Here is a 24,488-nt window from a genome sequence, read left to right on the forward strand (position 1 = left end):
TCGATTCAGATCTGGCGCCAGGCCAGGGATTCACCGCCGCACAGCGGCTTGAGCCGGGCGTCGCCAAAGGCCACGGCCTCAGGCAGGGTCCAGCTCTCCTTGCGCAGCGTCACGGTGCCGGTGTTGCGCGGCAGGCCATAGAAGGCCGGGCCGTTGAAGCTGGCAAAGGCTTCAAACTTGTCGAGCGCGCCTGCCTGCTCAAAGGCCTGCGCATAGAGCTCCAGCGCCGACAATGCGGTGAAGCAGCCAGCACCGCAGACCGACTGCTCCTTCAGCTGGGCCGCATGCGGCGCGCTATCGGTGCCGAGGAAGAACTTCTCGCTGCCCGAGGTAGCTGCTGCCAGCAGCGCCAGGCGGTGCTCCTCGCGCTTGAGCACCGGCAGGCAGTAGTAATGCGGGCGCAGGCCCCCGGTGAAGATGGCGTTGCGGTTGAACAGCAAATGCTGGGGCGTCAAGGTGGCGGCGGTGAAGGCATCGGCCCCGGCCACATACTGGGCCGCTTCCTTGGTCGTGATGTGCTCGAACACCACTTTCAGCTCTGGGAAGTCGGCACGTAGCGGTCGCATCACCTGGTCGATGAACACGGCCTCGCGGTCGAACACATCGATGTCACCGGCAGTCACTTCGCCATGGACCAGCAGCAGGAGCCCTGCGCGCTGCATCGCCTCCAGGGTCTTGTAGGTCTTGCGCACATCGGTCACGCCGGCGTCGCTATTGGTGGTAGCGCCCGCAGGATAGAGCTTCAGCGCGACCACGCCGGCGTCCTTGGCCCGGGCGATCTCGTCGGGCGGGGTATTGTCGGTCAGGTACAGCGTCATCAGCGGCTCGAAGGCCGATCCATCGGGCACCGCCGCGACGATGCGCTCGCGGTAGGCCAGGGCCTGCGCGGCCGTGGTGATGGGCGGGCGCAGATTGGGCATGATGATGGCACGGCCGAACTGGCGCGCCGTGTAGGGCACGACGCTTTGCATCGCGGCGCCGTCGCGCACATGCAGATGCCAGTCGTCGGGGCGGGTGAGGTGCAGCTCTTGCGAGGTGGTGGTAGAGGCCATGCTGCATTGTCCCAAACTCTGGAGGGGGATTAGCCCCTCATTGCATCCCTTTTTGGGCAACATGCGTACCAGCCAGCGCGCACTATCGCGCATCAACACTCGGAGCCGCCATGCCCCATCGCCGCCTTGCCCTGTCCGCCCTCTCGCTGGCCACCGTCGCCACCGTTTCGCTGCTGGCCGCCTGCGCCACACCCGAAACCATGGGCCCGCCGGCCAAGGAGATGATTTACGCCGTGACCAGCTCGAACAAGCTGATCCAGTTCAATGCCGGCCAGCCGCAGAAGCTGCTCAGCAGCAAGGCCCTGACCGGCCTGACCGCTCAGGAGCGGCTGCTGGGCATCGACTACCGCGTGGCCCGCGGCCAGCTGTTCGCACTGGGCGCCAGCGGTCAGCTCTACCGCATCAACACCGCCGACGGCAGTGTCAGCGCCATCGGCACCCCCTCGGCCCTTCCCAAGGACGGGGCGACCGAATGGGGCTTCGACTTCAACCCGACGGTGGACCGCATCCGCGTCGTCAATGATGCCGGCTTCAATCTGCGCCTGCATCCCGACACGGGCGCCATCGTCGACGGCAATGTCGATCAGCCCGGCGTGCAGTTCGACGGCAAGCTGGCCTATGACGCAGCAGACACCAATGCCGGCAAGGCACCCGCGGTGGTGGCCGCCGGCTACACCTACAACAAGACTAACGACAAGATCACCACCAACTACGCCTTGGACGGCAAGCAGGGCCTGCTGGTGCATCAGGGCACGCGCGAGGGCGTGATGCCCGCCGTGTCGCCCAACACCGGCCGGCTCTACACCGTGGGCTCGCTGGGCCTGGGCAGCTTCGAGCGCGCCACCCTGGACATCTCGGACCTGTCGAACGCGGCCTACACGGCAATCAGCAGCGGCGCAAAGTCCAGCTGGTACCGTATCGATCTGGCCACCGGCAAGGCGACGTTGATCGGCACGGTGGCCGGCGGCGAGGCCCTGGTGGGAGCGGCGATCGAGCCTTAATGTTGCAAGATCTTTGACAGAAAGTCCTTGGCCCGAGGCGAACGCGCGTCGGGGTTGCCGAAGAACTCGTCCTTCTTGCAGTCCTCGACTATTCTGCCGGCGTCCATGAAGATGACGCGGTGGCTGACCTTGCGCGCAAAGCCCATTTCGTGGGTCACGCACATCATCGTCATGCCCTCCTGGGCCAGGGCCACCATGACGTCCAGCACCTCGCCGACCATCTCGGGGTCCAGCGCCGAGGTCGGTTCGTCGAACAGCATCACGATCGGGTCCATCGACAGCGCGCGGGCAATCGCCACACGCTGCTGCTGACCACCGGACAGCTGGCCGGGGAATTTGTCCTTCTGCGCCATCAGGCCGACGCGGTCCAGCATCTTCAGGCCGCGCGCTTTGGCGTCGTCCAGATTGCGGCCCAGCACCTTGATCTGGGCCAGGGTCAGGTTCTCGGTCACCGACAGGTGCGGGAACAGCTCGAAGTTCTGGAACACCATGCCCACGCGCGAGCGCAGCTTGGGCAGGTCGGTGCCTGGTGCGGCGATCGAGATGCCGTCCACCACGATGTCGCCCTTCTGTATGGGCTCCAGCGCGTTCACCGTCTTGATCAGCGTGGACTTGCCCGAGCCCGAGGGCCCGCAGACCACCACCACCTCGCCGGCCTTGATGCTGGTCGTGCAGTCGGTCAGCACCTGGAAGCTGCCGTACCACTTGGAGACGTTTTTGATATCAATCATGGCGGAGTCTCAACGGATGATTTGGATCTTCTTCTGCAAGCGACGGACTAGCATCGACAGGCTGAAGCAGATCACGAAGTAAACGACGGCGGCGACGAGATAGGTTTCGACCGGTCGGTTGAAGTTCTTGCCGGCAACCTCGAAGCCCTTGAGCAGGTCATAGGCGCCGATGGCATAGACCAGCGAGGTGTCCTGGAACAGGATGATGGTCTGGGTCAGGAGCACCGGCAGCATATTGCGGAAGGCCTGGGGCAGCACGATGAAGCGCATGCTCTGGCCATAGGTCATGCCCACCGCCTGGGCCGCCTGCACCTGGCCGCGCGACACCGACTGGATGCCGGCGCGCATGATCTCCGAGTAGTAGGCCGCCTCGAACACCGTGAAGGTGATGATGGCCGACAACTCCGCGCCCATGGGCTTGCCGATCAGCAGCGGTATCAGCAGGAAGAACCACAGTATCACCATCACCAGCGGGATCGAGCGCAGCGTGTTCACATAGAACGCCGCCGGCATTACCAGCCACTTGATGCCGGACAGCCGCATCATCGCCAAAATCGTGCCCAGCACGATGCCGCCGATCATGGCCACCAGGGTCAGCTGGACGGAGAAGATCAGGCCCTTGGCGATGAAGCCGGAGATCACGCTCCAGTTCAGGAAGGCAAAGTCGAGATTGAGCATCATTTGCCTCCGCCTGCAGCGCCGGGGACCCGCACGCGCTCTTCAATGAACAGCATGATGCGGTTGATGGCAAAGGCCGAGATGAAGTACAGGCCGGTCACGGCCAGATAGACCTCGATGCCGCGCGAGGTCTCTTCCTGCGCCTGCATCGCGAACATCGTCAGCTCGGCAATGCTGACGGCAAAGGCCACCGACGAGTTCTTGATGATGTTCATTGCCTCGCTGGTCAGCGGCGGGATGACGACGCGAAAGGCCATCGGCATCAGCACATAGCGATAGGTCTGCGGCAGGGTCAGGCCCATGGCCAGGCCGGCGTAACGCTGGCCGGTGGGCAGCGATCGTATGCCGGCCTTGATCTGCTCGGAGATACGCGCCGAGGTGAAGAAACCCAGAGCAAATACCACCAGCACAAAGCTCGGTATCTCGCGCAGCGACAGAAAGATCGACGGCAGCACGTGGTACCAGAGGAACAACTGCACCAGCAGCGGGATGTTGCGGAACAGCTCGGTCCAGCATTCGCCCAGCATCGCAAGCGCCTTGTTCGGCACGGTGCGCAGAATGCCCATCAGGGTGCCCACCAGCAGCGCGACGACGAGCGCGCTAAGGCCGACGGACAGGGTCCAGCCCCAGGCCGACATCAGCCATTCCAGGTAGGTTCGCCCCCCACCGGTGTCGAGCAGGAATACCTGCCAGTCCCATGTCATTCCCACGAACCGCCCTCCTCAGCCGCGTTGAAGCCGGCTCCACAAAGAACAATCGCGGCCGGCCTTCCGAGTGGGAGGATCCGACCGCGACCGCGAACTCACAGCCTTACTTCTTGACCGCGTAGTCTTCCATCGGCTTTTCGTTCGGGTTGGCCCAGGCAGCCTTGGTGTTGTCGTTCAGCGCCAGACCGACCTTGACGTTGGCGGGCGGGATCGGTTGCAGGAACCACTTGTCCCACAGCTTGGCCAGGTCACCGGACTTGATCATCGCCTTGATGCTGTCGTCCACGGCCTTCTTGAAGGCGGGATCGTCCTTGCGCATCATGATGGCGATCGGCTCGACCGACAGCACTTCGCCTGCGATCTTGAAGTCGGCCGGGTTCTTGGCCTTGGCGATATTGGCGGCCAGGATGGAGCCGTCCATCACGAAGGCGTCGGCACGGCCCGATTCCAGCAGCAGGAAGCTGTCGGCGTGATCCTTGCCGAACACTTCCTTGAAGTCCACGCCGGTGGCGCGCTCATGCTTGCGCAGGGTCTGCACCGAGGTGGTGCCGGTGGTGGTGGCGACCGTCTTGCCATTGAGCTGGTTGATCGAGTTGATGCCCGAATTGGCCTTCACGACCATGCGCACTTCCTCGACATAGGTGGTGATGGCAAAGGCCACGTCCTTCTGGCGGGTGGCGTTGTTGGTGGTGGAGCCGCACTCCAGGTCCACGGTGCCGTTCTGCACCAGCGGGATGCGGTTCTGCGAGGTCACCGGCTGGTACTTGATGTCCAGCTTGGCCAGGCCCAGCTGCTTTTGGATGTCGGCCAGCGCCTTTTGGCAGACTTCCACATGGAAGCCGGTATAGACGCCATTGCCCAGCGTGAACGACAGGCCGGAGGACTCGCGCACACCCATGGTGACGGACGCGCTGTCCTTGATCTTCTTCAGCGTGTCTTCAGCATGCACCAGGCCGGTGGCGCAGGACATGGCAGCGGCCAAAACAAGCAGTGACTTCTTCATGGGGTCTCCTCTGGAGTTCAACAAGGTTCAATCTGAAAGGGCGCAGCAGACCACGCCGGAACGGGTTTGCGTCTACGGAGTTTTACTCATTTGCAGGTTTCGTGCCCGAATGCTGGCACCACCGTGGGGCTTTCTTTGACCATCAGTGCGCCGTCAGGTAGGCCCACAGCGCCTTGGCCACGGGTTTGGCCCGCCGAGCCAGCTCGGGCCGCTCGCGGTAGATGCGCAATTCCATCGTCAACTCGTACTGGCCCTCAGCGCTGGCACGCACCAGGCGCCCGGCCTGCAGGTCCTGCTTGACCGAGCTGGCCGGCAGAAAAGCCAGGCCGTGGCCTTCCAGCGCCATCGCCTTCAGGCCCTCGGCCATGTCCGTCTCGTAGATCACGTCGAACTTCAGCGGCACCGGCGAGGCCTTCGCGATCAGCTCGACCATGCGGCCCAGATAGGCTCCAGCGGCATAGCTGAGGAAGGGCACGCTGTGGCCGGGCGCGCCGGGCAGCTGGAACAGCGGCCTGCCGTCCCTGCCCGCCTTGGCATAGGCGGCCACCGTCTCATGGCCCAGCGACAGCATCTCGTAGCGCTCCGGGTCCAGCTGCAGCGGCTGGCTGGGGTGGTGATAGGCGATCAGCAGGTCGCAATTGCCCTCGGTCAGCTGCATCACCGCATCGTGCACGTTCAGGGCATTGAGCCGGCAGTTGAGCTCGCCGAAGCTGCGCCGCAGGTCCATCAGCCAGTGCGGGAAGAAGCTGAAGGCCAGCGAGTGGGGCAGCGCGAATTCGATCATGTCCTGGCCCGCCACCTGGTGGCTGCGCATCATATTGCGGGTGGCCTGCAGATTGCCCAGGATCTCGATCGCCTGGGCCAGAAAGGTGCTGCCGGCCGGCGTCAGCCGGGTCGGATAAAAGGACCGGTCCACCAGATCCACGCCGGCCCAGGCCTCCAGCGCCTGGATGCGGCGCGAGAACGCGGGCTGGGTCACATGCCTGAGCTGGGCGGAGCGCGAGAAACTGCGCGTCTCGGCCAGACTGACGAAATCTTCTAACCATTTGGTGTCCACGGCGGCAGTGTAGCGGGCCGGGGCCCGAGGTCAGGCCGGAGCCGGGTCACCTCCAGCCTGTTGCAGGCGCCACATCTGGGCGTACCTGCCGCCCATCTCCATCAGCCGCTGATGATTGCCCCGTTCGATGATGTGGCCGCGCTCCATGACCAGGATCTCGTGCGCGTCCACCACGGTGGAAAGGCGGTGGGCGATCACCAGCACCGTCTTGTCCTGCGCCGCGGCCTCCAGCTCGCCCTGTATGGCCCGCTCGTTGCTGGAATCCAGGGCCGAGGTGGCCTCGTCGAAGATCAGGATCGGTGGGTTCTTCAGCAGCGTGCGGGCGATGGCCACCCGCTGCTTCTCGCCGCCGCTGAGCTTGAGGCCGCGCTCACCGACCATGGTCTCGTAGCCCTTGGGCGTGGAGGCGATGAAGTCGTGAATATGGGCCGCACTCGCCGCCGCCTCGATCTGCTCGCGCGAGGCACCCGGCTGACCATAGGCGATGTTGTAGGCCACCGTGTCATTGAACAGCACCGTGTCCTGGGGCACGATGCCGATGGCGCGGCGCAGGCTGGCCTGGGTGACCTGGCGCACATCCTGGCCGTCGATGGTGATGCGGCCCTCGTCCACATCATAAAAGCGATACAGCAGCCTCGCCAGGGTCGACTTGCCCGAACCGCTTGGGCCGACCACGGCGACCTTCTTGCCGGCCGGGATCTCGAAGCTGATCTCGTGCAGGATCTCGCGGGCCGGGTCGTAGGCAAAGCGCACCCTCTCGAAGCGCACGGTCGCGCCGTGCACGGCCAGCGGCTTGGCGCCGGGCGCATCGGCCACCTCGCGCTCGCGCTCCAGCAGGCTGAACATCTTGTCCAGATCGGTCAGGCCCTGCTTGATCTCGCGGTAGATCACGCCCAGGAAGTTCAGCGGGATATAGAGCTGGATCATGAAGGCGTTGATCATCACCAGATCGCCCAGGGTCATGCGGCCATCGACCACGCCCTGCGTCGCCCGCCACAGCATCGCCACCAGGGCAATGGCGATGATCATCTGCTGACCGGTATTCAGCAGCGACAGCGTGGACTGTGACTTCAGCTGCGCGCGCCGCAGCTTCTCCAGGCTTTCGTCGTAGCGCTTTGCCTCGAAGTCTTCATTGTTGAAGTACTTGACCGTTTCGTAGTTCAAGAGCGCGTCGATGGCCTTGGTGTGTGCCACCGAGTCCAGCTCGTTGAGCAGCTTGCGGAACTTGGTGCGCCACTCGGTCACCAGGATGGTGAACGTCACGTAGAACACCAGCGCGATGATGGTGATGCCGGCAAACCAGACGTCGAACTTCACCGCCAGCAGGACCAGCACCAGGGTCACTTCCAGCAGCGTGGGCAGGATGCTGTACAGCGAGTACGAGATCAGCGAATGCACCGCCCTTGTACCGCGCTCGATATCGCGCGTCATGCCCCCGGTCTGGCGCTCCAGATGAAAACGCAGGCTCAGATCATGCAGATGGCGGAACACCTGCAGCGAGATGCTGCGCGCCGTGCCCTCGGTGGCCTTGGCAAAGATCAGTTCGCGCAGCTCGGTGAACAGCGAGGTCGTCAGCCTCAAGCCACCATAGGCCAGCAGCAACCCCAGCGGCAGCACCAGCAGCGCCTGCGGGTCACCGGGCTTGATCGCCAGCGTGTCGATCAGCTGCTTGAGCAGCAGGGGAACGCCCACATTGGCCAGCTTGGCCGCGACCAGAAACCCAAGCGCAATGCTCACCCGCCAGCGGTAGCGCCACAGATAGGGGAACAGTTTTTGCAGCGTGCCCCAGTCGGAACGGGTGGCGGCTGGCGTGGTGCTGGCGGTGGCGGCGGTATGGGGGGGCATGTGGGGCGCAGAACTTGCTTGTGGCTTGGTCGTGAAAGAATAGGGAGAACTCTTTTTGAGCACAGAACACTTCGCGGTCTGTCCCCCCAGTCAAAAGAAGGCCTACATCATGACCGATGCCCCGATTTCAAGCAGCTCGCCCGATGCGATACCGCAATTCCCCCGCGAACTGGCCTTGCGCGTGATGCCGATGCCGGCCGATGCCAACCACAACGGCGACGTGTTCGGCGGCTGGATCATGGCCCAGGTGGACATTGCCGGCTCGGTGCTGCCGGCCCGCCTGTCGCGCGGCCGCGTCGCCACCGTGGCGGTGAAGGAGTTTCTGTTCAAGCAACCGGTGTCCATCGGCGACCTGCTGTCCTTCTATGTGCAGGTGACCCGCGTCGGCCGCACCTCGATCACCGTGCAGGTCGAGGTGATCGCCGAACGCAATCCCGTCGACCCCCACGTGGTCAAGGTCACCGAGGCGCAGCTGACCTATGTGGCCATAGATAACGAGGGCCAGCCCCGGCCGTTCAAGTTGGTGGGTTGATGAAAAGAGTGGTGATTCTTGGCGGTGGGGCGATAGGCAGCGCCATTGCCGCGTTTCTGAGCGCCGACCCGCAGTGGCAGGGCGAGATCCTGGTGATCGAACGCGACGCCACCTACGCACAGGCCTCGTCGGCCCTGTCGGCGGCCTCGATACGCCAGCAGTTCTCGACGCCGCTCAATATCGATCTGTCGCTGTACGGCCTGCAGTATCTGCGCGGGCTGGACGAGGACTTTGGCTTCACCGAGCAGGGCTATCTGTATCTCGCCACGCCCGAGGGCGAGGCCACCCTGCGCGCCAATCAGGCGATGCAGAACGCCCAGGGCGCCGACATCGTATTGATGAACCCGTCCGAGCTTCAGGCGCGCTGGCCCTGGCTGACGGTGCAAGACCTGGCCCTGGGTGCCTGGGGTCGCAGCGGCGAGGGCTGGTTCGATGGCTGGGCGCTGCTGCAGCACTTCCGCAAGAAGGCCATCGCCCAGGGTGTGCGCTATCAGCAGGCGGAGGTTCGAGCGCTCCACCGCGCCGCGGATGGCTCGCTGCAGGGCATCCGCCTGGCCGGTTCGGACGAGGTGATTGAATCCGATGTCTTTGTGCTCGCCTGCGGCGCCTGGTCCGGTGCGCTGGCCCGCACGGGCGGGCTGGAGGTGCCGGTGCGGGCCAAGCGCCGCAGCGTCTATGCCTTTCGCTCGCCCGAGCCGGCGGCGCTGGCGCCCCTGCTGATCGATCCGAGCGGCCTCTGGTTCCGACCCGAGGGTGAAGGCCTGTTCCTCTGCGGCGGCACGCCGCTCGATGACAGCGACGACCTGCCGCTGGACCCGGAGGCGAATCTGTTCGAGGAGGCGCTGTGGCCGGCGCTGGCCACAAGAGTGCCGGGCTTCGAGTCGCTGCGTCTGCAGCGGGCCTGGGCCGGCTATTACGAGATGAATGCCTTCGACCACAACGGCCTGGTCGGTGCGATGGCCGAGTGCGGAAATCTGCTGCTGGCTTGCGGCTTCTCGGGCCATGGCCTGCAGCATGCGCCGGGCGTGGGCCGCGGCGTGTCCGAGCTGATCGCCCGTGGCGCCTATCAAAGCCTGGACTTGAGCCTGCTGTCGCCGCAACGCATTGCGGCGGGTCGGCCCATCGTCGAGGTCAATGTGATTTGACCCAGTCGCGGGCAATGCGCTCGGCCAGGCTCTCGCCCCAGACCTTGTAGCCGGCAGGCCCCGGATGGAAGCCATCGGGCGCCATCAGCTCGGCGGCCGCGCTGCCGTGCAGATGCGGCGGCAAGGCCTGCATGCCGCGCTGGGCCTGGCCCAGCAGGCTGCGGCCCAGCATCCGGTTCATGCGCATCGCGTGCGCCCCCATCAGCCAGCGCAGCGGTTGCGGCAGCAGCGGGAACGCGTGCATGGGCGGCACGGCGCTGTGCAGGCTGTAGCGCACGCCGGCGCGCTGCACGGCCAGTTCGTGCAGCTGCTGCAGCTGCAGCGCCCAGCGGCGCGGCGAGACCTGAGCCACCGTGTCGTTAACGCCCAAGGCCGTGATCAGCACATCGGCAGGTTCCAGCGCGGCCCCGGCAAGATGAGCGATCGCATCGGCCGTTGTGTGGCCCGTCCTGGCAATCAGCTGCCAGTGCACGCTGCCCTGGAGATGCAAGGCCAGCGCCTGGGCCAAGCGGCCCGCCAGCGCTTCGTCCTGCGTGGCGGCACCTACGCCCGCACCACCCGAGTCACCGACGATCAGCAGGCGCAAAGCCAAGGCGCCGCTGCCCGCCATACCGCTGCGCGGGCCGGCGGCCTCGGGCAGGCGCAGGGCCTGCCTGCGCACCTGCCGCCCCTGCCACAGCAGCAGCGGCGCCAGCGCCAGCTTGGCGACCTGCAGCATCAAGAGAACTTGGTGAAGTCGGGTGCGCGTTTCTGGAAGAAGGCCTGGAAGGCCTCCATCGCCTCAGGCGAACGCAAGCGGGCGCCGAAGACCTCGGCCTCGGTTTGACAGGTCGCACGCAAGGCCGCGCGCTGCGGTTCGCGCATCAGGCGCTTGCTCTCGCGCACGGCGCTGGGCGCCAACGTGTTGAAGCGCTCGGCGATGCGGCGTGCATGGTTCAGCACCTCACCGGCCGGCAGCACGGCGTTGGCAATGCCGCACTCCACCGCCTGCTCGCCGGTGAACGGGTCGCCCAGCAGCAGCTTCTCGGCCGCGCGGCGGTTGCCCATCAGCTGCGGCACCAGCAGGCTGGACGCGAACTCGGGTACCAGGCCCAGGCTGACGAAGGGCATGGCCAGGCGGGCGTCGTCGGCCACATAGACGAAGTCGCAATGCAGCAGCATCGTCGTGCCTATGCCTATCGCCCCGCCGGTGACGGCGGCGATGACCGGCTTGTCGCAGCCGATCAACGCCTCCATGAACTGGAACACCGGTGCCTCGCCGTCATGAGGCGGGCGGGCCATGAAGTCCTCGATATCATTGCCCGAGGTGAAGATGCCCGGCTGGCCGGTGATCAGCAGCGCGCGCACGCTGGGCTCGGCGGCGGCGGCATTGATGGCGTCGGCCATTGCCTGGTACATCGCCGAGGTGATGGCGTTCTTCTTCTCGGGCCGGGCGATTTCTATCGTGGCCACGCCGTTGATGGTGGCGGTCTTGATGCTCATGGGTCTGTCTCCTTCAATCTGCACTATTGATCATGCCAAAAACCGCGCCACCTGCGGCCACAGCGTGGCCTGGAAGTGCTTGCGGAAAAAGCCGAAATGGCCGATGCGGCGTTCGCCGATGTCTTTCGGCGCGATGCGCCGGATCTCGGGTTGCGCGCCGGCATAGAAACTGTGCAGCGACTCGGTGTTGCGCCGCGACATGAACTCGTCATCGGTGAATGACAACGACAGCATGGGCAGCTTCATGGCCGCGTACTGCGCACGTAGACCGGCACCGCCCTCGCCCATCATGTAGTCGCGGTCCAGGCACCAGCGCCGCCACTGGGCCATCACGCCGCGCGGCAGGTCGCCGACCTTGCGCAGCTTGCGGCCCGGGAAGTAGCCACACAGCGGCAACGCCAGCGGCACGATCACATACCAGAGCCACCAGACATAGCGGCGCAGGCTGACCGCGTTCTCGCGCCAGTAGCCGCTGCCGCAACCCACGGTGATGGCGCGGCTGACGCGCCCGCGATTGGGCAGCATGCCCAGGATCTGGCCGCCGAGGCTGTGGCCCAGCCAGTGGATGGGCTTGGCATCGTTGCCGAGACGGCGCGACAGCTCGTCCAGCGCCGCGGCCGCATCGAGCTCGGCCCAGGTGTGGATGTCGGCCTCGAGCCCGCGCAGCGAGTGCTTCAGTGCAGGGGGCCGTGATGCCCCCATACCGCGGTAGTCGAAGCTCAGCACCAGATAACCCTGTGCCGCCATCCAGTGCGCGAACTCGCCGTAGTAGCGCTGCTCAACGCCCATCGCTGGGGCGATCAGCAGGCCGGCGCGGGCGGTGGCGGCTTCGCCATAGCAATGGCCATGGAGTTCGAACCCATCCGAGGCTTTGAAGCTGAGGCTCATGGCGCCATCCTCCTGCGCAAAAGAAAAAGCGCGGCCGCGGCCGCGCTCATCGCCATCAGAGGCGTTCGAGAATACCCGCCGCGCCCTGGCCGGCGCCGACGCACATCGTCACCATGCCGTACTTGGCACCGGTGCGGCGCATGCCATGAATCACCGAGGCCGCACGGATGGCACCGGTGGCGCCGAGCGGATGGCCCAGCGCGATCGCGCCGCCGTTCGGATTGACTCGTGCGCGATCCAGCACGATGCCCTTGCTGTCCAAATCATTCAGCACGGCCAGCGATTGCGCAGCAAAGGCCTCGTTCAGCTCGATCCAGCCCAGGTCCTCGGCACGGATGCCGGCCAGGCGCAGCGCGGCCGGGATCGCTTCGATCGGACCAATGCCCATGATCTCGGGCGGCACACCGCGCACGGCGAAAGACACGAAGCGGGCCAGCGGCGTCAGGCCGAAGCGCTTGACAGCGGCCTCGGACGCGACGATCAGCGCGCCGGCGCCGTCCGAGGTCTGCGAGCTGTTGCCGGCGGTGACGCTGCCCTTGGCGGCGAACACCGGGCGCAGCTTGGCCAGGCCTTCGATCGAGGTGTCGCGGCGCGGGCCCTCGTCGGTATCGACGGTGCGGCGCTTGATGCTGATCGAACCATCGGCGAGGTTGGGGCTGCGCTCCAGGATCTCGAACGGCGTCATTTCGTCCTTGAAATGGCCGGCCTCGATGGCGGCCAGCGCGCGGCGGTGCGATTCCAGCGCGAACTCGTCCTGCGCCTCGCGGCTGATCTTCCACTGTGCGGCCACCTTCTCGGCCGTCAGGCCCATGCCATAGGCCAGGCCGATGTTCTCGTCGCGCTCGAAGATCGCCGGCGGCAGCGAGGGCTTGTTGCCGCCCATGGGCACCATGGACATCGACTCGACGCCACCGGCAATCATCACCTCGGCCTCGCCGATGCGGATGCGGTCGGCCGCCATCTGCAGCGCGGTGATGCCCGAAGCGCAGTAGCGGTTGACGGTCACGCCGCCCACCGAGTTCGGCAGGCCCGACAACACGGCCGAGACGCGGGCGATATTCATGCCCTGCTCGCCCTCGGGGAAGGAGCAGCCGATGATGGCGTCCTCGATCGCAGCCGGGTCAAGACCCGGCACCTGGGCCAGTGCGGCCTGGATGGCACGGGCCAGCATTTCGTCCGGACGGGTGTTGCGGTAGTAGCCCCGGCCCGACTTGCCGATGGGCAGACGGGTCGCGGCGCAGATATAGGCTTCTTGCACTTGCTTGCTCATGATCTCTCCAGTCAGTTGGGGACAGAGCTACTCGCTTCTCTCGGGCGGTCTGTCCCACAAGTCATCAGTTTGTAGCCCGGATGAAGCGCAGCGCAATCCGGGGGTGCTGGCCTTGCCAACGCGGGCCCCGAATTCCGGCGCTGCGCGCCTACATCCGGGCTACTCAATGCATCAGTTGCGGACGGGTTTGCCGGTAGACAACATGCCCATGATTCGCTCCTGCGACTTCGGATGCTCCAGCAGCCCGCAGAAATGCTTGCGCTCCAGCGCCATCAAATACTCTTCGGTGACCAGCGAACCGGCCTCGACGTCGCCGCCGCAGACCACGTCGGCGATCAGGGCCGAGATATGGAAGTCATGGGCGCTGATGAAGCCGCCATCACGCATATTCGCCAGCTGGCCCTTGATCGTGGCAATGGCCGAACGGCCGGCCGCCGGGAACACCGCCTTGTGCGGCGGGCGGTAGCCGCTGTCGGCCATCGCCTTGGCCTGGGCCGTGGCGACGAACAGCAGCTCGTCCTTGTTGGCGACAATGATGTCGCTGTCCAGCAGATAGCCGATCTTGCGGGCTTCCACCGCCGAGGTCGCCACCCGGGCCGTGGCCGCGCTGGTGAAACCGTCCTTGACGAAGGCAAAGATGTCGGCATTCGCATTGCCGGCCGCCGCCATCTCGGCCGCACGGCGGGCGATGTACGTCAGACCGCCGCCGCCGGGGATCAGGCCCACGCCGACTTCGACCAGGCCGACATAGGACTCCATATGCGCGACGCGACGGGCCGAATAGACGGCCAGCTCGCAACCACCACCCAGCGCCAGGCCGCGCATTGCGCTAACGACCGGCACCGTCGCGTAACGGATGCGCAGCATCGCGTCCTGCAGCTTCTTCTCCTCGGGCGCAATGCCCTTGGCGCCCATCTTCATGAACACCGGCATCAGCGACTCAAGGTTGGCGCCGGCTGAGAACACATCGTCCGGCGACCAGATCACCAGGCCCTTGTACTTGGCCTCGGCAATCTCGACCGCCTTCAGCAGGCCCTCGGTCACGGCCGGGCTGATCAGGTGCAGCTTGGCGGTGATGCTGGCAATCAGCACCTCGCCGTCCAGGCTCCAGACGCGGATCTCCTCGTTCTTGAACTCTTCGGTGCCCGCAGTCAGCGGATCGACACCACCGGCGCCGAACAGGCTCTCCGGGAAGTGCTGGCGCTGATAGACCGGCAGGGTGCTCGCACCGACGAACGCGTTGCGCGATGCGCTCCACGAGCCTTGCGCGCTGTGAACGCCGCCGTTGTCGGCGACCGGGCCTTCGAACACCCAGCCCGGCAGCGGCGCGCTGCTCAGCGCCTTGCCTTCGTCGATATCGGCCTTGACCCACTCGGCCACCTGCTTCCAGCCGGCCTGCTGCCACAGCTCGAACGGGCCCTGCTTGGTGCCGAAGCCCCAGCGCATCGCCAGGTCGATCTCGCGGGCGCTCTCGGCCACATCGGCCAGGTGCACGGCCACGTAGTGGAAGCTGTCGCGCAGGATGGCCCACAGGAACTGGGCCTGCGGGTTAGTCGATTCACGCAGCAGCTTCAGGCGCTCGGCCGGAGCCTTCTTCAGCATGCGGTCGACAATCGCCTCGGCCTTGCCGCCGGCCGGCACATAGTCGCCCTTGGCCGGGTCCAGACGCAGGATGTCCTTGCCGACCTTTTTGTAGAAGCCGGCGCCGGCCTTCTGGCCCAGCGCACCAGCTTCCATCAGCTTGGCAACGACCGCGGGGGTCGCGTAGCTGGGGTAGAACGGGTCGTCCTTGAGATTGTCCTGCAGGGTCTTGATGACATGGGCCATCGTGTCCAGGCCCACCACATCGGCGGTGCGGAACGTGCCGCTGGACGCACGGCCCAGCTTCTTGCCGGTCAGGTCATCGACGACGTCATAGCTCAGGCCGTACTTGTCGGCCTCGATCATTGTCGCCAGCATGCCGGCGATCCCGACACGGTTGGCGACGAAATTGGGTGTGTCATGCGCGCGGACGACGCCCTTGCCCAGGCTGCTGGTGACGAAGCTTTCCAGCTGGTCCAGCACCTGCGGCTGGGTGGTCGGCGTGTTGATCAGCTCGACCAGGTACATATAGCGCGGCGGGTTGAAGAAATGGATGCCGCAGAAACGCGGCTTGATTTCTTCGGGCAACACCTCGGCCAGCTTGGTGATGCTGAGACCCGAGGTGTTCGACGCCACGATCGCGTGCGGCGCCACGAACGGCGCGATCTTCTTGTACAGGTCGAGCTTCCAGTCCATCCGTTCGGCAATCGCCTCGATGATCAGGTCACAGTCGCGCAGCTGTTCCAGGTGCTCTTCGTAGTTCGCCTGGCCGATCAGCGCGGCGTCCTCGGCAATGCCCAGCGGCGAGGGCTTGAGCTTCTTCAGCCCATCGACGGCCTTGGCCACGATGCCATTCTTCGGGCCCTCCTTGGCGGGCAGATCGAACAACACGACCTGCACCTTGACATTGACCAGATGGGCGGCAATCTGCGCGCCCATCACGCCAGCGCCGAGCACGGCGACTTTGCGAACTTGGAATCGACTCACGGGGTACTCCTAGAAATCAGTACAGGCGGGGCGTGCCCGCCGTTGAAACATCACTCGACGCGTATCCATGTCTGCGTACGGCCCAGCATCGGCATGCCGATATAGCCGCGCATTTCCATCTTCTTGCCGCCATCCACGGGCTTCAGGCGTGCCTTGTAAATCTTGCCGGTGTTGGGATCGAGGATCTCGCCACCCGCCCACAGGCCCTTGTCATCGGCGTCCTGCTTGATATTGCGGATGATGTTCATGCCGACTACCAGCTTGTCCTTGCGCTCATCGCTGCACTTGTCGCACTTGGCGTCCTGCTTGCTCGGGTCGAACACCTTCTCTATCGTGCCGCTCAGCACGCCGGCGTTCTCGCTGATGCGCACCAGCGACTTCTCGGTCTTGCCATCGTCGTCAATCGTCTTCCACAGGCCCACGGGCGTGGTCTGTGCGGCGGCCATACCAGCGCTCAGGGTCAGAACAGCTGCGGCAATCCATGACTTCATGCTTGTCTCCTTTTATGGGGCAGAACCGAACAGGGGTTAGAAATGGGCCTCTTCCATCTCCATCAGCGGGGCCAGACCGGCACGGGCGCTGCGGATCAGGCCTGCAGTCTCGGGCAAAAGCTTGGCAAAGTAAAAGCGTGCGGTGGCCAGCTTGGCCTTGTAGAACGGATCGCCGCTACCCTGCTTCTCCAGCGCCACCTTGGCCATGCGGGCCCAGAAGTAGGCAAACACCAGATGGCCGGCAATGCGCAGATAGTCCACCGCGGCGGCACCGACCTCGTCGGCATTGCCAAAGGCCTTCATGCCCAGCTCGGTGGTCAGCTTGGTCAGCTTGTCGCCGATGTCGGCCAGCGGGTTGATGAACTCCTGCATCGCCTCGTTGGTGCCTTCGGCCTCGACGAACTCCTGCACCAGCTTGCCGAACTTCTTCAGCTTGGCGCCGTTGTCGCCGAGGATCTTGCGGCCCAAGAGGTCCAGCGACTGGATGGTGTTGGTGCCCTCGTAGATCATGTTGATGCGCGAGTCGCGCACGAACTGTTCCATGCCCCATTCGCGGATGAAGCCATGGCCGCCGAACACCTGCATGCAGTGCGAGGTGGCGATCCAGGCGTTGTCGGTCAGGAAGGCCTTGATGATGGGGGTGATCAGCGCCACATGATCGGCGCATTCCTTGCGCTCGTCCTCGTCGTCGGACGACAGCTCCTTGTCGATCTGCAGCGCGGTCCAGATGGCCATCGCGCGGCCAGCCTCGGCATAGGCGCGGGCGGTGAGCAGCATCTTGCGCACATCGGGGTGGACGATGATGGGGTCGGCGGGCTTGTCCGGAGCCTTGGGGCCCGACAGCGCGCGCATCTGCAGCCGGTCCTTGGCATAGGCCACTGCGTTCTGATAGGCCACCTCGGTCAGGCCCAGCGACTGGTTGCCCACGCCCAGGCGTGCGGCATTCATCATCACGAACATCGCGTTCAGGCCCTTGTTGGGCTGACCGACCAGGGTGCCGACGGCGCCGTCCAGCATGATCTGGGCCGTGGCATTGCCGTGAATGCCCATCTTGTGTTCGAGCGCGCTGCAGAAAATGGTGTTGCGCTCGCCGATCGAGCCATCGGCCTTGGGCAGGAACTTGGGCACGATGAACAGCGAGATGCCCTTGGAGCCGGCCGGTGCGTCGGGCAGACGGGCCAACACCAGGTGCACGATGTTGGCGGCCAGGTCATGCTCGCCGGCCGAGATGAAGATCTTCTGGCCGGTGATCTTGTAGGTGCCGTCGGCCTGCGGTTCGGCCTTCGAGCGCAGCATGCCCAGGTCGGTGCCGCAATGCGGTTCGGTCAGGCACATCGTGCCGGTCCATTCGCCGCTGGTCAGCTTGGGCAGGTAGGTGGACTTCTGCTCCGGCGTGCCGTGCGCGTGCAGCGCCTCGTAGGCGCCGTGGCTCAGGCCCGGGTACATGGTCCAGGCCTGGTTGGCCGAGTTCATCATCTCGTACAGGCACTGGTTCAGCGTGATCGGCAGGCCCTGGCCGCCGTACTCGGGGTCGCAGCTGAGCGCGGCCCAGCCGCCCTCGACGTACTTCGCGTAGGCCTCCTTGAAGCCGGCCGGTGCCTTGACCTCGTGCGTGGTCTTGTCCAGGGTGCAACCTTCGATATCACCGGACAGGTTGAGCGGCGCGATCACCTGCGACGCGAACTTGCCGGCCTCTTCCAGCACCGCGTTGATGGTGTCGGCGTCCACATCCTTGTGGGCCGGCAACATCTTGAACTCTTCGCTGATGTTCAGCAACTCGTGCAGCACGAACTGCATGTCACGCAACGGTGGGGTGTAGCTGGGCATTGAAAACTCCTTGGGCAAAAAGGTGACCGGGCTCAGCGCAGCGCGCCGGCCGAGGTAGATGGAAAGAGATTGGGGCTGCTGGCCAGACCCGCGGGCGTGGCGAAGTGCTGGACCAGGCGCTCGAAACCCTTGCGGGCGCGGTCGAGCGCGCCGGGGTTGCGCATGAAGCGGGCGTCGTGGTGCAGCGCGAGGATGAAGCCGTGCACCTCGAACAGCATCTGCATCGGGTCGGCGTCCTGGGCCAGATGGCCTTCGTCGATGGCCAGACGGATGGCGCGCTCCAGCGCGCTGTGCCAGGTTTGCACCATGCTGGCCAGGGCGTCGCGCACCGGGCCGGGCCGGTCGTCGAATTCGACCGCGCCGCTGATGTAGATGCAGCCGGAATCGACTTCGACCGAGACGCGCTTGACCCAGCGCTCGAACAGCTCGCGCAGGCGCGGCAGGCCGCGCTCCTCGGTCAGGGCCGGGTAGAAGACTTCTTCCTCGAAGCGGGCGTGGTACTCGCGGATGACCGAAATCTGCAACTCTTCACGCGAGCCGAAGTGGGCAAAGACGCCCGACTTGCTCATGCCGGTGACGTCGGCCAGCGCGCCTATCGACAGCCCTTCCAGGCCCATATGCGAGGCCAGGCCCAGGGCAGCTTCCAGAATCACAGCCCGGGTCTGCTGGCCCTTTTGCTGACCGCGGCTCGTCTCTTTGGGCAGGGCACGCGGCTGCTCGGCCTGGGGGGCCTGGGCTGACTTGCTGTTGATAGCTCCGGAAGCCGACACTTCAATCCCAAAATAAAACGAACGATCGTTCTATTTTGCAGACTTTCCTGTCGGCGCAACAGGGGGAAGTTGCTTATTTTTAGAGGCCGTCGTCTAGGAAGTCAGCTTTCCTCTTCCGGCACGGCGGCATTGCTGAACCCGGAAACCGGCTCCTTGGCCTTACGCTCCAGGGCCGGCTGCAGGCGCTTGGCATCGTCCAGGAACTGATCCACGCTGGCGCTGGGCGAGACACGCAGTGCCGGCGGAAACAGATAGGTCAGATACAGCTCCGGGTGAAGGCGTTCGAAACGGTACCAGTTCAGCCCCAGGCTGCTGGCCAGCATCAGCGCGCACATGCCGCCGGCAAACCAGCGCAGGGTCTTGCCCTTGCGCGGCTGGACCACCAGCAGATGCCCATAGATCAAGGCCGACAGCACCAGGCTGGACAGCAGGCCGCCCAGCCGGCCCAGGGCCTCGATCGACGTGGCATAGGCCAGCAGCGCCAGCACAAAGCTCGCCACGCTGACCGTCAGGCCCGCCACCGTGGCCAGCCAGACATGGCGCCAGAACTCCAGCCGGTGCTGGAACAGCTTGGTCACCAGCGCCCACAGGGCCGCCCAGACGGCCAAGCCCACCAGCACGGTGAAGCCGTCCTTGACGTAGCTGGACCAGAAGCCGTCGGGCTCGGAGCCCACATAGGACTCGCCGGCCACCCACAGCAGCGCCGCCAACAGGGCCAGGGTCAGCATCCAAGCGGAAGTGCTGGCCACGGCCTGCAAGGGCTGCTCGGGGGCCAGTTCAGCGCCAGCCAGGCGAAGCCGCAGTCGCGAGCGGCCCAGCTGCCATTCGTCGCCGGAGTTCAAGAGCAGCGCATCGCCACTGTTCAACTGCCGGCCCTGGGCCTGCACGCCGTTGACGGTCTGGCCGACGGTCAGCTCGATGCGGTCCGGGCCACCACCCTCCTCGGCACGCAGCAGCGATATCTGAGCATGCTCAGGCGCGACATGCACATCGTCCAGCACCAGATCGGACTGCAGATCGCGGCCGATGCGCAGCGGCCAGCGCTGGATGTCCACGTACTGGCGCACGCTGCCGTCGCGGTCCAGCAGTTCCAGAACGCCTAGTTTTTCCATGCGAAACCTTCGAGGTAGTGACGCGACAGGCGCATGGCGTTGGCAAAGCTCAGGCCGCGGGCATCGAGCCGCCCCTGGGCCCCGGCACGGGCCTGGTCCTGTGTGGCAACCAGCACGCTGACATCGAACAGGCCGGGCAGCTTGCGATAGGCCGTCATGCACAGCACCACGCGCAGCGGCAGGCCGCCCTGGGTGACGAATTGCTCCTTGCACCGCGGCGGCGTGAAGTCGCGCAGCGAGCCGCTGCCGAAGCGCTCGTTGCGGAAGCTGTCGCCGAACAGCTTGGTGAAGCGCACCAGGCCCAGCTTGGCGCCTTCGTAGGTCTCGTGGCGCACCGTCAGTCCGCCGGTGAACTGCGAGCCGCTGATGAACAGGGTCTGCTCCAGCTGGCAGTCCGAGCGCTCATAGTCCAGCCCCTTGGTCTCCGAGGCCGAGGTGCTGCCCCAGCAGCGCATGAAGTCCTCGCCGGGCACAGGTATCTGGTAATGCGGGTGGCCGGCCGAGCGCCAGGGCAATGCGATGAACCTGTCCACCAGCACCTGCTGGTGTGCCAGCAGCTGGCGGGTGATTTCGGGGTACAGCGCGGTCTTGATGGGCGCCGCTTTCTGGCCCCGCGCCAGCAGCGCCTCGGCATACATCGAGGGCACCAGAAAGCTGATCTGCTCGCCGTCACGCCGCGTGGCAACATTGACGCCCATCACCCGGCCCTCCTCGTCCAGGGTCGGGCCGCCGCTCATGCCCGGGTTCAAGGAGCCGCCGAAGAAGATGCTGGGGTAGAAGCTACGCTCGACCAGGCCGTTGTAATTGCCCTCGGTCAGCGCAAAACCGACATCCAGCGGATTGCCCAGCGAGTAGATGCGCTCGCCCTTGTTCAGCGGCTGGCTTTGCGGGCGGAAATTCAGATGCCCCCGCGTCGCCAGTTCGGTCGGCTTGGCCCGCACCAGGGCCAGGTCATGCACCACGTCGATGGCCAGCAGCTCCAGCGAGCCCTCCTTGCCGTCGGCCGTCGTATAGACCAGGCGGTAGCGCTCGGGCTGCAGGGCCACCTGGCTGATGACGTGGTAATTGGTCATCAACAGGCCGTCGTCGCTGACCAGAAAGCCCGAGCCGACACTGGCCTGACTGGACTGGCTCTTCAACAAGGTGCGTATCTGCACCAGTTTGACGCGGGTACGCTCGTACAGGCGCTGGGCCGACAGCGACACCGGCGCCGCCGGTTCTATAGCCGAGGCGGCAACTGCAGCGACAGCCGGTGGTTTGGGCTGAGCGACGGCCGCATCCGTCACCAGCCACAGCGCCGCGAGAACCGGCACCACGGCAACGAATCGGGCCTTCAAGCCCCTTGCAAAGGGAATATGCATGCGAGCCATTCTAGGAGGCTGTCAAGAAGTGGCCACGCAATCGGCGTATAAGACCTATTGAGCAAGCTTTGGCAATTGATTACGCTAGCGTCTGACGCGACAGGTTTGCCCGAATCGCGTTCACTGACCCCGGTTTGACGGCAATGGAGGCCTGGCCTTGGATGTCCTGCAACTCGATGTGTCTGGCCGCCCTCAGGCCTGGATCACCACCAAGGAAGCGGCGGTGATCTACGCCAGTGACGGCGTCGCCTGGACCCTGGGCGACCCGTGCCAGGTCTTGCGCGGCGGGCTGCAGCGTCGCACCGGCCAGCAGTCGCGCATCGAGGTGCACCCCATCGTCGCCGTCAAGGGCAGCGTGCCCAGCCGGGCCTGGCGATCGGCGCCGGCGCTTTCCAACCCCAAGCTGTTTGTGCGCGACCGGCTGGTCTGCGCCTACTGCGGCCACCGCTTCCATATGGACGAGCTGACCCGCGAACACATCGTGCCGACCTCGCGCGGCGGCGCCGACAGCTGGATGAACTGCATCACCGCCTGCCGCGGCTGCAATGGCCGCAAGGGCAGCCGGCTGCCCGAAGAGGCGCATATGAGCCTGATGTATCTGCCCTATGTGCCCAGCCTGCACGAAGACATGATCCTGCGCGGCCGCCGCATCCTGAGCGACCAGATGGACTTTCTGCTCGCCAGCGTGCCGCGCTCCAGCCGGCTGCATGGCTGAAACTGAAAAGTACCGAAAGCTGAGCCATATCAAGTCGGGCTGCTGGCCTTTGGCCCCGCCCACACCTTGACGGTGTAAACCGGCGTCTAATCAACCTCCCATTCGGAGGTTTTGATCATGAGAAAGCTGTTTGTTGCCGCCACCGTGGCAACGCTGGCCACGCTGAGCGCCTGCTCGACCACCAGCCCGGACGTGGTGCAGCGCGGTGACGCGCAGCGCCTGTCCCAGGTGCAGGACGCCACCGTGCTGTCCGTCCGTTCGGTCACCGTCGAAGGCCAGCAAAGCGGCGTCGGCGCGGCGGCCGGTGGCGTGGTCGGCGCCGTGGCCGGCTCCAGCGTCGGCGGGCGCCGCGACGGCCAGGTGGTCGGCGTGCTGGGCGCCGTGGCCGGCGCGATGATAGGCAATGCGATCGAGCGCCAGGGCACCCGCGAGGATGCGGTGGAGCTGATGCTGCAGCTGCGCAACGGCGAACGCCGCGCCATCGTCCAGGCCCGCGGCAATGAGTCGCTGCAGCCGGGCGACGCGGTGGTCATCATCACCACCGGCGGCAAGACGCGGGTGACCCGGGCACCGAATGCCCAGAACGCTCAACCCGCCATGGCCGAACCGGCGATGCCGGCCTCGCCGCCGGTGGTCCAGCAGGCCCCGGCACCCGCGATCAAGAACTGAGTTGCGCCAACCAGCCCTGCAGCGCGGTGTTCACCGCGGCGGGCTTTTCCATCGTCAGCATATGACCGCAGCGCGGGATCAGCCGCAGCTCCGCCCCGGCGATGTTGGCGGCGAGTTCCTGCGCATGCTCGGGCGGTGTGACTTGATCGTCGTCGCCGCACAGCACCAGCGTCGGGCAGCGCACGCGGGCCAGGGTGGAGCGGTGGTCGCGCCGCGTCATTGACATCCGGTTCTGCCGTATCAGCTCGGCCGGGCCGGCCTCGCGCAGCATGGTCATGAAGCGGGCGACCAGGGGCTTGTCGTCGAGCGCTTCGCCATGCATGGCGAACGGCAGATTGGCTTGCAGCAGCGCGGCAAAGCCGGCTGGCTTGCCGTCCAGAGCCGCCTGCATCAACCGTATCCCCTCCACCCGCATGGCCGTGCGTTCCGGCGTGTCGGGGCGAGCCGATGTTCCCAGCAGCGCCAGACCGCGCACGCGCTGCGGCGCCTGGGCATGGACCTCCAGCGCCAGCATGCCGCCCAGCGAGGCACCACACAGCAGCAGATCGCCTGGGAGCTCGTCCAGCAGCGCCCGCGCCGCCTCGGGCAAGCTGTCGCAGCCGGCGTGAAGCTGGGCCTCGCGCACGGCATGGCCTTCGAACAGGGGCCGTTGGTCCGCCCAGATCCGGGCGTCACAGCCCAAGCCGGGCAATAGAACAAGCGTCGTCATGGAGTCGCATCGATATAGTGGGCCGCCATCGTATGCGAGAGTTGGGGCAGTTCCCGGGCCAGGCGCGGGCTGCGCGCGCCGACGGCGCTGCACAACCCCTCCAGCAGGGCCAGCATGGACAGCGACGAGGCCGGCAACAGGCTGTCGCCGGCCGGCGCATACAGCACATGGCGCGCCAGTTTCACTACCGGCGCGGCCGGCCGGTCGGTGATGGCGGCCACCGGGATGCCGCGGGCGGCGGCGAATTCGCACAACTCCAGGGTCAGCTTCGAATAGCGCGGCAGCGACAGCACCAGCAGCAGATCGCGCTCGTCATAGGCCAGCAGCCGGCGATAGGGCTCGGTAGCCCCGCCCAGGCCGGCCAGGCATTCGACATCGCCCCGGAACAGGCTCAGGTAGTTGACGAAGTAGCCGGCCATATAGGCGCTGACCTCGGCGCCGAACACGGCCACGCGCGGCGCCCGCAGCACCGCATCGAGCAGGCCCTGCGCCTGTTCATCATCGAGGTCGGTCTGGGCGCGCTGCAGGCTTTGCTGGCCCTGGCGCAGTGCGCCACGCAGCACCGGGCCGGCGCCGTCATCGGCCTGCGCCTGGGCGCGCAGCCTGGCCAGCGCGCCGGGCGCCTCACCGGCCATCAGCTCATGCTGCCAATGCTCGCGAAATGTGGCGTAGGAGGCATAGCCCAAAGCCCGCACAAAGCGGTTGGCGCTCGCCACCGAGACCTCGCAGCGCCGCGCCAGCGCATCGATGGCCAGCGTCGCGGCCTCGAAGCGATAGGCCAGCACATGGTCGGCGATCTGGCGCTGGCGCGGCGTCAGCGCCGCGTAGGCGCGGATCAACCGTTGGACCGCTGAGGGCTCGCCGCCATCATCCAT

24 protein-coding genes are annotated in these 24,488 nt (G+C 65.8%); 5 read left to right on the forward strand and 19 right to left on the reverse strand.

Annotated elements, in window-relative coordinates; genetic code table 11:
* Window positions 1-5 precede the first annotated feature (5 nt).
* Window positions 6-1,052: a dihydroorotase gene (pyrC, locus tag DES47_RS20840; protein ID WP_133702658.1), complete on the reverse strand. Its 1,047-nt coding sequence runs from the start codon at window positions 1,050-1,052 to the stop codon at window positions 6-8.
* A gap of 110 nt (window positions 1,053-1,162) precedes the next feature.
* Between pyrC and DES47_RS20845 the strand changes: the two genes are divergently transcribed.
* On the forward strand, window positions 1,163-2,053 hold the full coding sequence (locus DES47_RS20845) for a DUF4394 domain-containing protein (RefSeq protein WP_133702659.1): 891 nt from the start codon (window positions 1,163-1,165) through the stop codon (window positions 2,051-2,053).
* On the opposite strand, the gene DES47_RS20850 is transcribed toward DES47_RS20845, so the two are convergent.
* The 6 genes from DES47_RS20850 to DES47_RS20875 form a co-directional block, all read right to left on the reverse strand.
* Complete coding sequence (locus DES47_RS20850; RefSeq protein WP_133702660.1) at window positions 2,050-2,784, reverse strand: amino acid ABC transporter ATP-binding protein; 735 nt, start codon at window positions 2,782-2,784, stop codon at window positions 2,050-2,052. The two genes, DES47_RS20845 and DES47_RS20850, sit on opposite strands and share 4 nt — an antisense overlap.
* 9 nt (window positions 2,785-2,793) lie before the next feature.
* Window positions 2,794-3,465 carry an amino acid ABC transporter permease gene (locus DES47_RS20855; RefSeq protein WP_133702661.1) on the reverse strand — a complete coding sequence of 224 codons (672 nt, stop codon included), beginning with the start codon at window positions 3,463-3,465 and terminating at the stop codon, window positions 2,794-2,796.
* Window positions 3,462-4,166: an amino acid ABC transporter permease gene (locus tag DES47_RS20860; protein WP_133702735.1), complete on the reverse strand. Its 705-nt coding sequence runs from the start codon at window positions 4,164-4,166 to the stop codon at window positions 3,462-3,464. The genes DES47_RS20855 and DES47_RS20860 overlap by 4 nt, the downstream gene beginning before the upstream one ends.
* A 106-nt stretch (window positions 4,167-4,272) precedes the next feature.
* Window positions 4,273-5,172, reverse strand: a complete 900-nt coding sequence (locus DES47_RS20865; protein WP_133702662.1) for an amino acid ABC transporter substrate-binding protein — start codon at window positions 5,170-5,172, stop codon at window positions 4,273-4,275.
* Between the two features lie 142 nt (window positions 5,173-5,314).
* Complete coding sequence (locus tag DES47_RS20870; RefSeq protein ID WP_133702663.1) at window positions 5,315-6,229, reverse strand: LysR substrate-binding domain-containing protein; 915 nt, start codon at window positions 6,227-6,229, stop codon at window positions 5,315-5,317.
* 30 nt (window positions 6,230-6,259) lie between these two features.
* Window positions 6,260-8,074 (reverse strand): ABCB family ABC transporter ATP-binding protein/permease, encoded by a 1,815-nt coding sequence (locus DES47_RS20875; RefSeq protein ID WP_133702664.1) that lies wholly within the window; start codon window positions 8,072-8,074, stop codon window positions 6,260-6,262.
* 109 nt (window positions 8,075-8,183) lie between these two features.
* Between DES47_RS20875 and DES47_RS20880 the strand changes: the two genes are divergently transcribed.
* Together DES47_RS20880 and DES47_RS20885 are read left to right on the forward strand one after the other, a co-directional pair.
* Window positions 8,184-8,606, forward strand: a complete 423-nt coding sequence (locus tag DES47_RS20880; RefSeq protein ID WP_133702665.1) for an acyl-CoA thioesterase — start codon at window positions 8,184-8,186, stop codon at window positions 8,604-8,606.
* Entirely contained in the window at window positions 8,606-9,751 is a 1,146-nt protein-coding gene (locus tag DES47_RS20885; protein WP_133702666.1) for an NAD(P)/FAD-dependent oxidoreductase, read from the forward strand. Before DES47_RS20880 ends, DES47_RS20885 begins: the two co-directional genes overlap by 1 nt.
* Here the strand turns inward: DES47_RS20885 and DES47_RS20890 are convergent.
* The 10 genes from DES47_RS20890 to DES47_RS20935 all read right to left on the reverse strand — a co-directional run bounded on the left by DES47_RS20890 (window position 9,738) and on the right by DES47_RS20935 (window position 21,520).
* Window positions 9,738-10,469, reverse strand: coding sequence for an SGNH/GDSL hydrolase family protein (locus tag DES47_RS20890; protein ID WP_133702667.1), 732 nt, complete (start codon window positions 10,467-10,469; stop codon window positions 9,738-9,740). The two genes, DES47_RS20885 and DES47_RS20890, sit on opposite strands and share 14 nt — an antisense overlap.
* Complete coding sequence (locus DES47_RS20895) at window positions 10,469-11,233, reverse strand: enoyl-CoA hydratase (protein WP_133702668.1); 765 nt, start codon at window positions 11,231-11,233, stop codon at window positions 10,469-10,471. Before DES47_RS20895 ends, DES47_RS20890 begins: the two co-directional genes overlap by 1 nt.
* A gap of 30 nt (window positions 11,234-11,263) precedes the next feature.
* Window positions 11,264-12,121 carry an alpha/beta hydrolase family protein gene (locus tag DES47_RS20900; RefSeq protein WP_133702669.1) on the reverse strand — a complete coding sequence of 286 codons (858 nt, stop codon included), beginning with the start codon at window positions 12,119-12,121 and terminating at the stop codon, window positions 11,264-11,266.
* Window positions 12,122-12,176: 55 nt separating this feature from the next.
* Window positions 12,177-13,391 carry an acetyl-CoA C-acyltransferase gene (locus DES47_RS20905; protein WP_208115070.1) on the reverse strand — a complete coding sequence of 405 codons (1,215 nt, stop codon included), beginning with the start codon at window positions 13,389-13,391 and terminating at the stop codon, window positions 12,177-12,179.
* Between the two features lie 171 nt (window positions 13,392-13,562).
* Window positions 13,563-15,959 (reverse strand): 3-hydroxyacyl-CoA dehydrogenase/enoyl-CoA hydratase family protein, encoded by a 2,397-nt coding sequence (locus tag DES47_RS20910; protein ID WP_133702671.1) that lies wholly within the window; start codon window positions 15,957-15,959, stop codon window positions 13,563-13,565.
* Between the two features lie 50 nt (window positions 15,960-16,009).
* Window positions 16,010-16,450, reverse strand: a complete 441-nt coding sequence (locus tag DES47_RS20915; RefSeq protein WP_133702672.1) for a DUF2147 domain-containing protein — start codon at window positions 16,448-16,450, stop codon at window positions 16,010-16,012.
* Between the two features lie 36 nt (window positions 16,451-16,486).
* Window positions 16,487-18,277, reverse strand: coding sequence for an acyl-CoA dehydrogenase C-terminal domain-containing protein (locus DES47_RS20920; protein WP_133702673.1), 1,791 nt, complete (start codon window positions 18,275-18,277; stop codon window positions 16,487-16,489).
* Between the two features lie 32 nt (window positions 18,278-18,309).
* A complete protein-coding gene (locus DES47_RS20925; protein WP_133702736.1) occupies window positions 18,310-18,981 on the reverse strand; it encodes a TetR/AcrR family transcriptional regulator in 672 nt (223 codons plus the stop codon).
* A 167-nt stretch (window positions 18,982-19,148) separates the two neighbouring features.
* The gene (locus DES47_RS20930; protein ID WP_133702674.1) at window positions 19,149-20,159 is read right to left on the reverse strand and encodes an FHA domain-containing protein; all 1,011 of its coding nucleotides are present in this window, start codon (window positions 20,157-20,159) and stop codon (window positions 19,149-19,151) included.
* The gene (locus tag DES47_RS20935) at window positions 20,147-21,520 is read right to left on the reverse strand and encodes a S1 family peptidase (RefSeq protein ID WP_133702675.1); all 1,374 of its coding nucleotides are present in this window, start codon (window positions 21,518-21,520) and stop codon (window positions 20,147-20,149) included. The genes DES47_RS20930 and DES47_RS20935 overlap by 13 nt, the downstream gene beginning before the upstream one ends.
* Before the next feature lie 157 nt (window positions 21,521-21,677).
* On the opposite strand from DES47_RS20935, the gene DES47_RS20940 reads away from it, so the two are divergent.
* Both DES47_RS20940 and DES47_RS20945 read left to right on the forward strand, forming a co-directional pair.
* Window positions 21,678-22,235, forward strand: a complete 558-nt coding sequence (locus DES47_RS20940; RefSeq protein WP_133702676.1) for an HNH endonuclease — start codon at window positions 21,678-21,680, stop codon at window positions 22,233-22,235.
* 117 nt (window positions 22,236-22,352) lie between these two features.
* On the forward strand, window positions 22,353-22,904 hold the full coding sequence (locus DES47_RS20945) for an outer membrane lipoprotein (protein ID WP_133702677.1): 552 nt from the start codon (window positions 22,353-22,355) through the stop codon (window positions 22,902-22,904).
* Here the strand turns inward: DES47_RS20945 and DES47_RS20950 are convergent.
* Together DES47_RS20950 and DES47_RS20955 are read right to left on the reverse strand one after the other, a co-directional pair.
* The gene (locus DES47_RS20950; RefSeq protein ID WP_133702678.1) at window positions 22,894-23,613 is read right to left on the reverse strand and encodes an alpha/beta fold hydrolase; all 720 of its coding nucleotides are present in this window, start codon (window positions 23,611-23,613) and stop codon (window positions 22,894-22,896) included. The genes DES47_RS20945 and DES47_RS20950 overlap by 11 nt on opposite strands.
* On the reverse strand, window positions 23,610-24,488 hold the full coding sequence (locus DES47_RS20955) for a MurR/RpiR family transcriptional regulator (protein ID WP_166652108.1): 879 nt from the start codon (window positions 24,486-24,488) through the stop codon (window positions 23,610-23,612). Before DES47_RS20955 ends, DES47_RS20950 begins: the two co-directional genes overlap by 4 nt.

It is taken from the genome of Roseateles toxinivorans (assembly GCF_004362525.1).
In the GTDB taxonomy this organism is placed as follows: domain Bacteria; phylum Pseudomonadota; class Gammaproteobacteria; order Burkholderiales; family Burkholderiaceae_C; genus Paucibacter; species Paucibacter toxinivorans.